At 73.2% G+C, this 15,857-nt stretch carries 4 protein-coding genes; all 4 read left to right on the top strand.

The genetic code is table 11. The annotated features are described in order from the left end of the window. Positions 1 to 4 precede the first annotated feature (4 nt). The 4 genes from IU476_RS10240 to IU476_RS10225 are packed head-to-tail and all read left to right on the top strand — an operon-like array spanning position 5 to position 15,853. A complete protein-coding gene (locus IU476_RS10240) occupies positions 5 to 13,267 on the top strand; it encodes a non-ribosomal peptide synthetase (RefSeq protein WP_195098955.1) in 13,263 nt (4,420 codons plus the stop codon). Beyond that, entirely contained in the window at positions 13,264 to 14,232 is a 969-nt protein-coding gene (locus tag IU476_RS10235) for an ATP-binding cassette domain-containing protein (RefSeq protein ID WP_195098953.1), read from the top strand. Before IU476_RS10240 ends, IU476_RS10235 begins: the two co-directional genes overlap by 4 nt. Continuing rightward, a complete protein-coding gene (locus IU476_RS10230; protein ID WP_195098951.1) occupies positions 14,229 to 15,038 on the top strand; it encodes an ABC-2 transporter permease in 810 nt (269 codons plus the stop codon). The genes IU476_RS10235 and IU476_RS10230 overlap by 4 nt, the downstream gene beginning before the upstream one ends. Further along, on the top strand, positions 15,035 to 15,853 hold the full coding sequence (locus IU476_RS10225; protein WP_195098949.1) for an ABC transporter permease: 819 nt from the start codon (positions 15,035 to 15,037) through the stop codon (positions 15,851 to 15,853). Before IU476_RS10230 ends, IU476_RS10225 begins: the two co-directional genes overlap by 4 nt. Positions 15,854 to 15,857: the final 4 nt, after the last annotated feature.

Raw genomic sequence — 15,857 nt, 5'->3', positions numbered from 1 at the left:
CACCATGCTTCAGCGCCCCGCGCCGGCACCCGCCGACGCCTCCGTCCCCGCCGGCGCCTTCCCGTTGTCGGCGGCGCAGCGCGGAATCTGGTTCGCCCAGCACTTCGCCGGCGACACCCCGATCTCCATCGCGCAGTACGTCGAATTCGAGGGCGCGGTGGACGTCGAGGCGCTGGCCGCCGCGGCCCGCCGCGCCGGACGCGAGTTCGGCACCGGGTACCTGCGCCTGATCGAGGTCGACGGCGCGCCCTATCAGCTCGTGGACACCGGGCTCGACGACCGGATCAGCACCCTCGACCTGCGCGGGGAGCCCGACCCGGTGGCGGCCGCGCACGCGTGGATGCGGGCCGAGTACTCCGCGCCCCTGGACCCGGTGACCGATCGGCTCGTCCAGGTCGCCATGCTGCGGGTGGGCGACGACCGCTGGTTCTGGTACTCCCGGCTGCACCACATCGTGCTGGACGGGGTCGGCGCGCTCACGATGATGCAGCGCACCGCCGAGATCTACGACCACGCCGTGCTGGGCGCGGAGATCCCGCCGGGCCGGGCGGAGGATCTGCGCCGGGTGGTGGAAGACGATCTGGCATACCGGGATTCGCCGCGCCTGCACAGCGACCGCGAGTACTGGCGCGAGCACCTGGCCGGCATGGCCCGGCCGGTGACGCTGGCCGGGCGGGAGGCGGGCGTCGACGCGCAGCCGAATCTGGTGTCGGCCGAACTGCCCGCGGACACCGCGCGGGCGCTCGACGCGGTCGCCGCGCGGCAGTCGTCGAGCGCGGCACCCATCATCGTCGCCGCCTTCGGCGCGTATCTCGCCGCGATGACCGGAGCGGGCGAGGTGGTGCTGGGGCTGCCGGTGTCGGGACGCACGACGGCGACGCTGCGGCGCTCGGGCGGCATGGTCGCCAATGTGGTCCCGCTGCGATTGCGGCTGGGCCCGGCCCGGACGGTCGGCGAGCTGATCCAGGCCACCCAGGGCGAGCTGACCGGCGCGCTGCGGCGGCAGCGCTACCGCCAGGAGGACATCGTCCGCGACCTGGGCTGGGCGATGGACGAGGTCACCTCGTTCGGGCCCACGGTGAATCTGATGATGGTGGACAGCCGCATTCGGCTCGGCGAGGTCACCGGTCGGCTGCACGTGCTGACCTCCGGGCTGATCGACGACCTGTTCGTCAACGTCTACCCCGGGATCGGCGGGGAGAGCACGCACATCGACTTCCAGGCCAACCCGAGCCTCTACGACGACCGCGAGCTGGCCGCGCAGCACGAGCGCTTCCTGACCTTCCTGTCCCGGTTCCTGGCGGCGGGGCCCGACGCGCCCCTCGCATCGATCCCGCTGACCTCCGACGACGAGCGCGCCGACCTGGTGCCCGCGCGAGGCCCGGCCGGCGTGCCGGTGCGCACCCTCCCCGAGATCCTGGCGGCGGGCGCGCGGATCCGGCCCGAGGCGGTCGCGCTGTACGCCGGGCCGGACCGGATCACCTACCGCGAACTAGCCGAACGAACCAACCGGCTGGCCCGGCTGCTCGTCGCCGCCGGCGCGGGACCCGAACGCGCGGTGGCGATCTCGATTCCACGCTCGGCCGAGTCGGTGGTGGCGATGTGGGCGGTCGCCGCGACCGGTGCCGCGTTCGTCCCGATCGACCCGACCTATCCGGCCGACCGCATCGGTTACATGGTCGACGACAGCGGCGTGGTCACCGGTGTCACCGTGGCGGCCGCGCGCCCGGCGCTGCCGGACCGGATCGACTGGCTGGTGCTCGACGACCCGGAGACGGAAACGGCGGTGGCGGGCCAGGATTCGGCCCCGCTGACCGACGCCGACCGCCGCGCCGCCGTGCATCCGGACCAGATCGCCTACACCATCTACACCTCCGGCTCGACCGGCCTGCCCAAGGGCGTGCTGGTGTCGCACCGCGGCCTCGCCAATCTGGCCGCCGGCTCCGGGGCGCGGTTCGGCGTCACCACCGAATCGGTTGTCGCGCACGCGGTCTCGCCCAGCTTCGACATCTCGGTGGAAGAGCTGCTGGTGGCGTTCGCGGTGGGCGCGGCGGTGGCGGTGGTGCCGCCGCGGGCCTACGCCGGTGCGGAGCTGGCCGAGGTGCTGCGCGCGCACGGCGTCACCCATCTGAATGTGACTCCCGCCGTGGCGGGTTCGCTGGATCCGACGGAGCTGCCCGGCCTGCGCACGGTCGTGGTCGGCGGCGACGCCTGCCCGCCGGATCTGGTGGCGGCCTGGTCCGGGCGCACCGTGCTGAACGGGTACGGCCCGACCGAGACGACGGTGACGGTCACGCTGAGCGACCCGCTGCGGCCGGGCGGGCCGGTGCCGATCGGCGGTCCCGTGCTCGGAGTGTCCGCGCTGGTCCTCGATCCGTGGTTGCGGCCGGTGCCGCCCGGGGTGACGGGCGAGCTGTATCTGAGCGGCGACTGCCTGGCCCGCGGCTACCACGGCCGCACCGGCCGGACCGCCGCCTGCTTCGTCGCCGACCCGTACTCCCCCGGCCGCCGCATGTACCGCACCGGCGACCTGGTGCGCTGGACCACCCACGACGGCCGCCGGGTGCTGGAGTACGCGGGCCGCGACGACGCCCAGGTGAAGGTGCGGGGCTTCCGCGTCGAACTCGGCGAGGTCGACGCGGCGCTGCAGCGGCTGCCGGACCTCGACTTCGCCCTCACCCTCGGCGTCGCCCGCGAGTCCGGGACGACGGCGCTGGCGTCGTACGTCCGGCCCCGCCCCGGCGCGAACGTGACGCCCGAGGCGGTGAAAGACGCTGTCGCGCAGACCCTTCCCGCCTACATGGTGCCGTCGGCGGTCATGGTGATCGACCACGTGCCGCTGACCCCGGTCGGGAAGGTGGACCGGCGCGCCCTGCCCGCCCCCGACTTCACCACCCGCGCCGAGAGCGGACGCGCGCCCGAGACGCCGCGCGAGCGGACGCTGGCCGGGGTCTTCACCGATGTGCTGCGGCTCGACGCCGTGGGCGCGGACGACGACTTCTTCGCGCTCGGCGGGGACAGCATCGTCGCCATTCAGCTGGTGTCGCGCGCCAAGGCGGCCGGACTCGCCTTCACCGCCCGCGACGTCTTCGAGCGCCGCACCGTCGCCGCGCTCGCGGCGATCGCGTCCGACGCCGCCGCGCCCGCCGTCGCCGAACTGCCCGGCGGTGCGGCCGGTCCGGTCGACCTCACTCCGATCGTGCACGCCATGGTCGAAGGCGGGGCCTGGGGACGTTTCGCGCAGGCCACCCTCGTCGGGCTGCCCGCCGACCTGGACCACGCGCGGCTCGTCGCGGCCGTGCGGACCCTCGTCGACCACCACGACGTACTGCGCAGTGTGCTGCGGCCGGGCGACGAGGGATGGGAATGGGTTGTCGCCGAACGCGGTTCGGTCGACGTCGCGGACCTCGTGGAGGTGACGCGAGTCGGCACGGACGAGGAGATCGAGCGCGAACTCCAGCGGGCCGCCGATCGGCTCGATCCCACCGCCGGGGTCGTCGCCCGGTTCGTCGTGCTCGAGCGCCCCGACGCCGCGCCGCTGCTGTGGATGGTGCTGCACCACTTGGTCGTCGACGGCGTCTCCTGGCGCATCCTGCTGCCGGATCTGGCCGCGGCCTGCGCCGGTGGCGAACTCGCCGCGGTCGGCACGTCGTTCCGCCGCTGGGCGCGCGGACAGCTCGAGCAGACTCCGCACCGCGCGGCGGAACTGCCGCTCTGGCAGCAGATCTCGGCCACCCCGGACCCGGCGCTCGGCGACCGCGCGTTCGACCCCGCACTGGACACCGCGGCCACCGAGGCACAGCTGTCGACCCGGATCGATGCCGAGCTCGCGGAGGCCGTGCTGACCGCAGTGCCGCACCGATTCCATTGCGGCCTGGACGAAGTCATGCTCACCGCGCTCGGCCTCGCGGTCGGCAGGTGGCGGCGGCGCGACACCGCCTTGATCACCCTGGAGGGTCACGGCCGCGAGGAGGCGCTGCTGCCCGGCGCCGACGTGGCGCGCACCGTCGGCTGGTTCACCGCCGCCTATCCGGTCGCCCTGGATCTGAGCGGCATCGATCTCGACGACGCGTTCGCGGGCGGCGCGGCAGCGGGCCGGGCCCTCAAGACGGTCAAGGAACAGGTGCGCCGCATCCCGGACCGCGGCGTCGGCTACGGAATGCTGCGCTACCTCGATCCCGCTACGGCCGAACAGCTTTCGGGCCACGCCACGCCGCAGCTCGGGTTCAACTACCTCGGCCGGGCCGCGACCGCGTCGGCCGACGGCGACGCCGAGCCCCCGGCCTGGCTGCCCCGGCGCTTCGCCGCGACCCGCGACGAGCGGGCGCCGCTGGCCGCCGCCGTCGACATCAACGCGCTCATGGGGGCCGACGGCCTCGAGGTCACCTGGTCCTACGCCTCGCGCCTGCTCGACGAGACCGCGGTCCGCGAGCTGTCCGGCCTGTGGGCACAGGCGCTGAAAGCTCTGGTGGCGCAGGGCGAGTCGGGCGGCGGGCACACCCCGTCGGACTTCGCGCTGGTCGAGGTCACGCAGGAGCAGATCGAGGCCTGGGAGCACGGCTATCCGAGCCTGACCGACGTGTGGCCGCTGTCGCCGCTGCAGCAGGGCCTGCTGTTCCACGCACGTTACGACACCGACACCGCCGACGACTACACCGTGCAGACCCGGCTGGCCCTCGGCGGCCGCGTGCACGCGGAGTCGCTGCGCGCGGCCGCGCGGGCGCTGGTGGACCGGCACGCCAACCTGCGCGTCGCCTTCGTCGAAACCGCCGACGGTCCCAGGCAATTGGTGTGCGAGCACGCCGAACCGGCCTGGCACGAGGTAGATCTCAGCGCGCATCCCGACCCGGCCCGCGAGCTGGACCGGGTGATCGCCGTGGACGCGCGGACCCGCTTCGACCTCGCCCGACCGCCGCTGCTGCGTTTCGCGCTGATCCGCACCGCCGCCGAGGCGTACACGCTGCTGATCACCAATCACCATCTGGTGCTGGACGGCTGGTCGACCCCGCTGCTGATCCAGGAGTTGCTCACCGCCTACGCCGGCCTGGTCACCGGGCACGTCGCCGACCGCCCGTCGCCGCCGTCGTACCGGGAGTTCCTGGCCTGGCTCGCCGAGCAGGACGACTCCGCCGCACTGGCCGCGTGGACCGAGTCGCTGGCGGGCGTAGACTCCCCCACCCGGGCCGTGCCCACCCTGGCCGGTATCGCCACGCCCGAACCCGGCACGGTGACAACGGATCTGCCCGCCGACGTGGTGGCACGGCTCGAGGACACCGCCCGCGCGGCCGGTGCCACGGTCAACACCGCGGTGCAGGCGGCCTGGGCGCTGATCCTGGCCATGCTCACCGGGCGCACCGACGTGGTGTTCGGCGGCACCGTCTCCGGGCGGCCGCCGCAGTTGCCCGGCATCGAGGAGATGGTGGGGCTGTTCATCAACACGGTGCCCGTGCGCATCCGGCTCGATCCCGCCGAACGGGTGACCGACCTGCTCACCCGCGTCCAGTCCGAGCAGGCGAAGCTGCTCGACCATCAGCACGTCGGGCTGGCGGCCGTGCACCAGGCCGTCGGACTGCCCGAATTGTTCGACACCCTGGCGGTTTTCGAGTCCTACCCGATCGACCGCGAGGCATTGTCGCGCACGCCGGACATCGCCGGGATGCGCATCCTCGACGTGCAGGGCACCGACGCGACGCCGTATCCGTTGAACCTCATGGTGATTCCGCAGCCGGACGGCCTGCGGATCAGTCTCCGGTACCTCGCCGACCAGCTCGGCCCCGACGCCGCGCGCCGCCTGCTCGACCGCTTCGTGCTGCTGCTCGGCCGGATCGCCGACGAGCCGCGGCACCGGCTCGCGCGCATTCAGCACTGCGATCCGGCGGAGTACCGCGCGCTGCTGCCGGTGCGCGGCGCGGAATCGGCTCCGCCGCAAGTTCTCCCGGACATCCTGGCGCAGGGTGCCCGCGTGGATCCCGACGCGATCGCCGTGTACGGCGACGGCCTCACCATGACCTACGCCGACCTCGACGCGTGGTCGAACCGGTTCGCCCGGGTGCTGCTGCGCCGCGGCGTGGGCCGGGAGGTGTTCGTCGTACTCGCGCTGACCCGCTCGGTGGAATCGGTGGTGGCCGTGTGGGCGGTCGCCAAGACGGGCGCCGCCTTCCTGCCGCTGGATCCCAACCACCCGATCGAGCGGATCGAACACATCCTCACCGACTCGCAGGCGCCGATCGGCATCACGGTGTGCGCGACCGGGGAAACGCTGCCCGGCACCATCGACTGGCTGCTGCTCGACGACCTCAACACCATCCGCCGGGTGATGACCGTCTCCGACCGGCCCGTCACCGACGCCGAGCGCGGCGGCCCGATCATGCTGGACCAGACCGCGTACCTGATCTACACCTCCGGCTCCACCGGCAAGCCCAAGGCAGTGCTGCTCAGTCACCGCGGACTCGCCAATCTGACCGCCACACAGGCGGAATCGCTCGAGCTCGAGCCGCGGTCGCACGTCTTGCAAGTCGCCTCACCGAGTTTCGACGCCTCGGTGCACGAGCTGCTGAAGGCGCACGCGACGGGCGCGCGCCTGGTGCTGTCACCGCCGGACGTGTACGGCGGCGCTGCCCTGGAGCGACTGCTGCGCACCGAGCGGGTCACGCACGCCGTGATCACGCCGTCGGTGCTGGCGACGATGGACCCGCGCGGCCTCGACGATCTGCGCATGCTCTCGGTGGCCGGGGAGGCGGCCGGGCCCGAGCTGGTCGATGCTTGGTCGGAAGGCCGGCACCTGCTGAATCTCTACGGCCCCACCGAGTTCAGCATCTGGGCGACCGGGCCGGGCGAGTTGCGGCCGGGCGCGCAGATCACCATCGGCCGCCCGATCCGCGGGGCCGCGGCCATGGTGCTCGACAGCTGGCTGCGCCCGGTGCCGATAGGTGTCACCGGCGAGCTGTACCTGTCCGGACCCGCGCTCGCCCGCGGCTATTTCAACCGATTCGCGCTCACCGCTTCGCGTTTCGTCGCCGACCCGTACGGTCCGGCCGGTGCCCGCATGTACCGCACCGGCGACATGGTGCGCTGGGTGCCGGTCGAGCGGCCCGGCGGCGCGACCGTCGAGCTGGAATACCTGGGCCGCAGCGACTTCCAGGTGAAGATCCGCGGCCTGCGCATCGAGCTGGGCGAGATCGACGCGGTGCTGGCCCGCGCGGAGAACGTCGACTACGCGGTGACCGTCGGCCGCCCGGGTCCGGCGGGCGCGACGGTGCTCGTGTCCTACGTCGTCCCCGCGGCCGGGCACGAGATCGACGCGCAGGAGTTGCGCACCCGGATCGCGGGCGCGCTGCCCGGGTACATGGTTCCCGCGTATCTCGTTGTGCTGGACGATGTTCCGCTGACCCCGGTGGGCAAGCTGGATCGGGCGGCGCTGCCGGAGCCGGACTTCTCGGCGGCCGAGCAGCACTACCTGGCCCCGCGCACGCCCGTGGAGCACGCCGTCGCCGAGGTGTTCGCGGAGGTGCTGGGCCGGGAGCAGGTGAGCATCGACCGGTCCTTCTTCGAGCTGGGCGGCAACTCCCTCAGCGCCACGCGCGTGGTGGCCCGGGTCAACGCGGCGCTCGGCGCGACGGTCGCGCTGCGTGACCTGTTCGACGCGCCGACCGTGGCCCTGCTGGCCGGGCGGGTCGTCCCCGCCGCCGACGGCCCCGGCCGCGCGGCGCTCGCACCGCGGCTGCGGCCGGACCGGGTGCCGCTGTCACCGGCGCAACAGCGCATGTGGGTGCTCAACCGGATGGATCCGGGGTCGTCCGCCTACAACATCGCCGCCGCGCTGCGGCTCACCGGCGAACTGGACGTCGACGCCCTGCACCGCGCTCTCGCCGAGGTGGTGGCGCGGCACGAGAGCCTGCGCACCGTCTACCCCGCCGACGACCAGGGCCCGCGGCAGGTGGTGGTCGACGCCGCCGTCGCCACCCCGGAACTGCCGGTCACCGAGACCTCCGACGGCACGCCGCTGCGCGACCGGATCGGCGAATTCGCCTCGGCCGGTTTCGATCTGGCCGAGCAGCCGCCGCTGCGGGCGGCCGTCTACCGCGTCACGGACGGCGGGCCGGAGCCGGTGCACGTGGTGGTGCTGGTCATCCACCACATCAGCGCCGACGGCGTCTCGATGGCACCGCTGGCCGCGGACCTGCTGGCGGCGTACTCGGCGCACCGGTACGGCGACGGCGCGCCGCTGCCCGCCCTGCCGGTGCAGTACGCCGACTTCGCGCTGTGGCATCGCGAACTGCTCGGCAGCGCCGCGGACCCGGAGTCGTTGGCGGCCCGCCAGATTCGGTTCTGGACCGACGCCCTGGCCGGTGCGCCCGACGTGCTGGAGCTGCCCGCGGATCGCCCGCGGCCGGCCGTGCAGTCGATGCGCAGCGCGACCACCGAATTCCAGGTCGGGACCGAGCTGCATCGCGCGCTGGCCGACCTCGCCGCCGCGACCGGCGTCAGCCTCTTCATGGTCGTGCACGCCGCGCTGGCCGTGCTGCTGGCCCGCCTCGGCGGCGCCCGCGACGTGGTGATCGGCACGGCCGTGGCCGGGCGCGGCGACGCCGCCCTGGACGGGCTGGTCGGCATGTTCGTGAACACGCTGGCCCTGCGCACCACGGTCGAGCCGGAGATCGGCTTCCGGGAGTTCCTCACCCGGGTGCGCGACACCGACGTGGACGCGTTCGGCCACGCCGACGTGCCGTTCGAGCAGCTGGTGCAGGCGCTGAACCCGGCGCGGTCGACGGCGCACCACCCGCTGTTCCAGGTGTCGCTGTCGTTGCAGAACTTCGAGGAGCCGGTGCTGGAGCTGCCGGGGCTGCGGGTGGCGGTCGAGCCGTTCGACCGCGACTCCTCCCCGTTCGACCTCACTCTCGGTCTGCGCGAACGCTTCTCGGCCGCCGGCCCGGCCGGGATCGACGCGGTGCTCACCTTCGCCACCGACCTGTTCGACGCCGCGACGGCGGCGGCGTTCGCCCGCCGCTGGGAGCGGATCCTGGTCGCGGTCACCGCCGACCCCGACCGCGCGGTCGACGCCATCGACCTGCTGGACGAGACCGAGTGGGCCGCACTGGTTCCCCGCCGTCGACCCGACGGCGCCGGGAACACGACGCTCGCGGAACTGTTCGCGGCGTCCGCTCTGGCGCATCCGGACCGCCCGGCACTGGTCGCCGACGGCGGCACCGTCACCTATCGCGAGCTCGACCGCCGCTCCGACGCGCTGGCACACGTGCTGCGGGCGGCCGGCGCGGGGCCGGAAACCGTGGTGGCGCTGGCGCTCACCCGCGGTGCGGCGTTGCTCACCGCGGTGTGGGCGACGGCGAAGACGGGTGCGGCGTTCCTGCCCATCGACCCCGCGCACCCGATCGACCGGGTCGAACACATGCTGGCCGACTCCGGGGCCCTGCTCGGGCTCACCGCGGTCGCGCACCGCGCTGCGTTGCCCGCCGGGACGCGGTGGCTGGTGCTCGACGGCCCGGCGTGGACCGTGCCGGAGACTTCGGAATCCTTTGACCGCTCGGCAATTTCGGTCGACCATCCCGCGTGGCTCATCTACACCTCGGGGTCCACCGGAACGCCCAAAGGTGTGTCGGTGACGCATCGCGGGATCGCGGATCTGGCTGTGGCTCAACGTGAGTCGCTGGGCCTGGACCACACCGCGCGGGTGCTGCAGGTGGCGTCGCCGAGTTTCGACGCGTCGGTGTTCGAGGCGATCATGGCGTTCGGGTCCGGCGGCGCGGCCGTGGTCGCCCCGCCGGAGGTGTTCGGCGGTGCGGCACTGGCCGAGCTGATCACCGCCGAGCGCGTCACACACGCGGTCATCACGCCGTCCGCGCTGGCCACCGTCGACGCCGAGGCCGTGCGCGGCCTGCGGGTGCTGGCCGTCGCCGGTGAGGCGGTGAGCGCCGAGCTGGTGCAGCGGTGGTCGCGGGACCGGACCCTGGTCAATCTCTACGGGCCGACCGAATTCACCATCTGGGCAACGGGTTCGAAGGCATTGCGCGCGGGCGCGCCGATCACCGTCGGCGGTCCGATCCGCGGCGCGGGCACGCTGGTGCTCGACGACCGCCTGCGCCCGGTGCCCTTCGGCGTCGCCGGTGAGCTGTATCTGGCGCGTCCCGCCCTGGCCCGCGGCTACCACGCCCGCCCCGACCTCACCGCCGCCCGCTTCGTCGCCGACCCGTACGGCCGCCCCGGCGAGCGCATGTACCGCACCGGCGACCTGGTCCGGTGGACCGGATCCGCCGCCGCGCCGGAGCTGGAATACCTGGGCCGCACCGACTTCCAGGTCAAAGTGCGCGGCCGCCGCATCGAACTCGGCGAGATCGACGCCGTCCTCACCCGCGCCCACGGCGTGGAGTTCGCCGTCACCGTCGGCGTCCGCACCCCCGCAGGCTCGACGGCCCTCGCCGCCTACCTCGTCCCCACCCGGGCGCCCGAAGCGGGGGCTGCCGCACTGGACACCGACGTCGCCTCGGGCAACGGGATGGTGCTCGAAGCCGCCGCCCCGGCAGCGGAAAGCGCGGCAGCCGAACACGACGCACCCTCAGCCGGTTTCGACCTCGAGGCGGTGCGCACCTGGGCCGCGGAAACGCTGCCCGCGTACATGGTCCCGGCCGCTTTCGTGGTGCTGGACCGGATTCCGCTCAACGCCGTCGGCAAGCTCGATCGGCAGGCCCTGCCCGAGCCGGTCTTCGACGACACCGCCACCGTATACCGAGCACCGAGTACGCCGACCGAGGCCACGCTGGCCGCGCTCGTCGCGGAACTGCTGGGACGGGAGCGGGTCGGCGTCCTGGACTCCTTCTTCGCGCTCGGCGGCGACAGCATTCTCGCCATCCAGCTGGTGTCGCGTGCCCGCGCCCACGGCATCACGCTGACTCCTCTGGAGGTGTTCGAGCACCGGACCGTCGGTGCGCTGGCGGCGCTCGCCGACGCGGCCGGGACCGCCGTCACCCTCGACGAGCTGCCCGGCGGCGGGGTCGGCGAGCTGCCGCTGCCGCCGATCGTCCGGTACATGATCGAGCGCGGCGGCAACTTCGACCGGTTCGCCCAGACCGCCGTGCTGGAACTGCCGGTCGGCATCCGGCGCGACCAGCTCGTCGCGACCCTCGCCGCCGTCGTCGACCGGCACGACATGCTGCGCGCCCGGTTGTTCCGCGACGACGACGGCGAGTGGCGGCTGCGCACCACCGCGCCGGGCAGCGTCGACGTGGACGCGCTCGTGCACCACATCGAGTACGGCGACACCACCGACGGCGTGGAGCTGCGTGAATTCGCCCTGACCGCAGTGGATTCCGCACTCGACCGGCTGCGCCCGGCCGAAGGGGCCCTGCTGCAACTGATCTGGCTGGACCCGGTCGGCGACGCCGACACCCACCGGCGCGCGGGTCGCCTGATCGTCGTCGCCCACCACCTCGCGGTGGACGGGGTGTCCTGGCGCATCCTGGTTCCCGACCTGATGGCGGCCTGGGCCCAGGTGTCCGCCGGGGCGACACCGGCTCTGGACAGCTCCGGCACCTCGATGCGGCGCTGGGCCCACGCGATCGCCGAAGAGGCCCACCGCGAAGAGCGGGTGGCCGAACTCGACTACTGGCGCGACATCGTCGAAGGGCCGGACCCCCTCCCCGGCGACCGCGAACTCGACCCCGCGATCGACCGCGCGCACACCCTGCGAACCATCGAATTCGAACTGCCGGAACAGGTTACGGACGACCTGCTGACCACGCTCCCGGGCCTGTTCGACGGCACCGTGGAGGACACCCTGCTGGCCACCCTCGCCCTGGCCGTCTCGCACTGGCGGGCCCGGACGCACGCGGACCCGGACTCCGCCGGCGTGCTGCTGCGGCTCGAGGGCCACGGCAGGCAGCAGGAGATCGTGCCGGGCGCGGACCTGTCCCGCACCGTCGGCTGGTTCACCAGCATCTACCCGGTCCGGGTGGATCTCGCCGGAGTCGATGTGGCCGAGGCGGTTTCCGGCGGCCCCGCCATGGCGGACGCCATCCACGCCGCACAGCGGCACCTGGCCGCGGTGCCGGACAAGGGCATCGGCTTCGCCCTGCTGCGCTACCTGAACGAGGAGACGGCGCAACAGCTTCCGAGCCGGCTCCCCGGCCGCATCGCGATCAACTACCTCGGCCGCTACCAGCCCTCCGACATCCCGGCCGGGCTGGCGGGATTGGGCTGGCTGCCCACCGACGAGTTGGGCGACCTGCACGCCGACGAGGACCCGGAGGTCCCCGTCACCGTCGAGATCGACATCAACGCGGTCGTGCTCGGCGACCGCCTGCACGTCGGCATCCGCTACCCGGACACGCTGCTACAGCACGACGCGGTCGCCGCCCTCGGGCGGCAATGGTCCGAAACCCTCACGGCCGCCTCGCGATTCGCACACACGCCGGAAGCCCGCCGCCTCGCCGCGCAGCGCCCGGCCGCGCCGGAACCCACCGCCGCCCCGGCGGGACTCGGCCTCGACGTCGTGCTCCCGATCCGCACCGGCGGCGACCGACCGGCCTTGTTCTGCGTCCACCCGTCGTCCGGAATCGCTTGGACCTACCTGGGTTTCGCCGAACAACTGCGCCCCGGCCGCCCGATCTACGGCCTCCAGGCCCCCGACCTGAGCGGCGAACCCTCGGCGCGCTCGATCGAGGAATTCGCCGAGCGCTACGTCCGCGAGATTCGCCGCCTCCAGCCGGAGGGGCCCTACCACCTGCTCGGCTGGTCGTTCGGCGGCCTCATCGCGCACGCCGTAGCCGCCCGGCTCGAACAGTCCGGCGCGCGGGTCGGCGTGGTCGCACTGCTGGACGCCGACACCGCCGACATCGATGGCGACAGCATCGACGAACTCACCGCGGGCGCCTTCGTCAACGCCTTCGGCGCGGTGTTCGGCATCGACGACGTCCCGGCCTCGGCCACCGCGCAGGACGCCGCAGACCTGATCCGGGAGCGGATGGGCGGCCTGTCGATCGTCGACGCGGCGACCCTCGAGCGCATGGCCGCGTCCTACAACGCCTCCGCGCGCACCCGCACCGGCTACCACCGCCCGGTGTTCCACGGGGACGTCCTGTATTTCGCCGCCACCGTCGACACCTCGGACATCTTCGGACCCGCCGGCTGGCATCCCTACGTCACCGGCGACATCACCACCCACGACCTCGAGGTCACCCACGACGAGATGACCGCACCGCACGCCCTGCCGATCATCGCGCGCGTGCTCGACGACCACCTGGAAGGCTGGCAGTGAACAACTCTGGCGGAGTCCTCGTCGAGGGCATCGAGAAATCCTTCGGTACCGTGCGGGCCCTGCGCGGCATCCACTTCGAGGCCGCGCCCGGCGAGGTGCTGGGCGTGCTCGGACCCAACGGCGCCGGCAAGACGACGACGGTCAACATCCTCTCCACGCTCATCGCCCCCGATCGCGGCCGTGCGCTGGTGGCCGGGCACGACGTGGTCGCCGACCCGGCCGCGGTGCGCCGGTCGGTCATGCTCACCGGCCAGTTCGCCGCGCTCGACGACATGCTCACCGGCGCCGAGAATCTCGTGCTCTTCGGCCGCCTGATGGGCCTGCGCAAACGCGCCGCCCGCACCCGGGCCGCGGAACTGCTCGCCGAGTTCGACCTCGAGGCGGCCGCCGGGCGCAAGGTCGGCACCTACTCCGGCGGCATGCGGCGGCGTATCGACATCGCCTGCGGGCTGGTGGTGCGGCCGGATGTGGTGTTCCTCGACGAACCGACGACCGGCCTGGACCCGCGCAGCCGCCAGGGCGTGTGGGACCTGGTCGCCGGGTTCCGCAAGGAGGGCATCACGACGCTGCTCACCACGCAGTACCTCGAGGAGGCGGACGCGCTGTGCGACCGCATCATCGTCATCGACCACGGCGTGGTCATCGCCGAGGGCACCGCCGACGAACTGAAGTCCCGCACCGGCGGCAGCTACTGCGAGGTGGTGCCGCTGGACCTCAACGACCTGCCCGCCATCGCCGCCGCGCTGGGCACGCTGCTGCCCGAACCCCAGCGCGCCGCGCTCACCGGTGACTCCGACCGCATCGCGATCCCCGCGCCCGACGGCCACAAGACCCTGGCCGAGGCGCTGCGGCGGCTCGACGGGGCGGGCGTGGAACTGGTCGACATCGCGCTGCGGCGGCCGTCGCTCGACGACGTCTTCCTGCGGCTCACCGGCCACCTCGCCGACGGGCGGGCCGACCGATGACCGTGTGGCACACCGCGACTCGCGCCAGACCCGGCACCGCCCAGCAGTGGTGGGTGCTCACCGCCCGGCTGATCACCCCGTCGCTGAAGACCGGCGAGGTGCTGGGCTCGATCCTCGCGCCCGCCGCCTTCACGGCGAGCTTCTATCTGCCGCTGGATCGGGTGATGTCGTTCTCCGGCACCGGCTTCAGCAGTTACGCGCAGTTCATGATGCCGATCGTGATCCTGCAGGCTGCCGCGTTCACCGCCATCGGCGCGGCGTTCCGGGCCGCCACCGACGCCGTGTCCGGGCTCGACCGCCGCTTCGGCACCATGCCGATCGCACCGCTGGTGCCGGTGGCGGCGCGCATGGCGGGCAACCTCTTCCGGCTCGCCGTCGCGCTGGCCGCCGCGCTGCTCTGCGGCCACGTCATCGGCTTCCGGTTCCACCTCGACGCCGCGCACACGCTCGGATTCCTGGTGCTGGCCTTGGCCATCGGCGTCGCGTTCACGCTCGGCGCGGACGTCATCGGCACGGTCTCGCGCAGCCCGGAGGGGGTCACCCAGGCGCTGGTGCTGCCGCCGCTGATCTTCGGCATGCTGTCCACCGGACTGGCCCCGGCACACCAATTCCCGCACTGGGTACAACCTTTCGTGCGCAACCAGCCCGTCTCGCAGTTCGCGATCGCGCTGCGCTCGCTCGCCGGGGACACCGGTCCCACCGCCGCGGCGTCGTGGGCCACGCTCGGCCCGGCGCTGCTGTGGGTCGGCGCACTCGTGCTGGCGGGACTGGTCTTCAGCAGCCGAGCGGGCAGGAGCAAGGCATGACCACCTCGATCGCCACCGCGCGCCGCGCCCCGGACCGGGCGGAGAACGCGCCCTCGGCGCTGGTGCGGCACACCGCGATTCAGACCCAGCGCCTGCTGCTGCGCTGGACGCGCAGCCCGATCACGCTGCTGGAAACCCTGATCATCCCCTGCCTGCTGCTGTTCATGCTCGACACCGTGATCGGCGGCCAGATCGAGCGGTTCTCCGGGACCAGCGCGCTGTACGGGTCGGTGCCGATGGTCGCGATCGTCGGCGCGCTGTCGGGCGCGGTCGCCGGCGGTGTGATGCTCGGCCGCGAACGCGATTCCGGTCTGCTGGCACGGTTCTGGGTGCTGCCGGTGCACCGGGCGTCCGGGCTCGCGGCGCGGGTGCTCGCCGAGGGCTGCCGGATTTTGGTGGGCACCTGCGTCGTCGTCGCACTCGGATTCGCGCTCGGATTCCGCTTCCAGCAAGGATTTCCGGCGGCCGTGGTGTTCGTGCTGATCCCCGTGCTGTTCGGGCTCGCCTTCGCGACCATGGTGACCGCCGCGGCCGTGTTCACCGCCAAATCGACTCTGGTCGAGGGCATTACGATCCTGACCTCGCTGCTGATGTTCTTCGGCACCGGGTTCGTGCCGCTGGCCGCCTACCCGCGCTGGATCCAGCCCGTGGTGCGCAACCAGCCGATGTCGGTGGCGGTGGACGCGATGAAGGCGCTGTCGCTGGGCGGCCCGCTGGCCCACCCGCTCACCCTGACCCTGCTGTGGTGCGCCGGCGCGATCGCCGTCTTCGCCGTCCCCGCGGCGATCGGCTACCGGCGCACCAGCCGGCGGTGAGCGG

The sequence above is a fragment of the Nocardia blacklockiae genome (genome assembly GCF_015477355.1).
GTDB classification, from domain to species: domain Bacteria; phylum Actinomycetota; class Actinomycetes; order Mycobacteriales; family Mycobacteriaceae; genus Nocardia; species Nocardia blacklockiae.
Note: the sequence above shows the minus strand (reverse complement) of the source record. Positions and strands in the feature narration are given on the sequence as shown.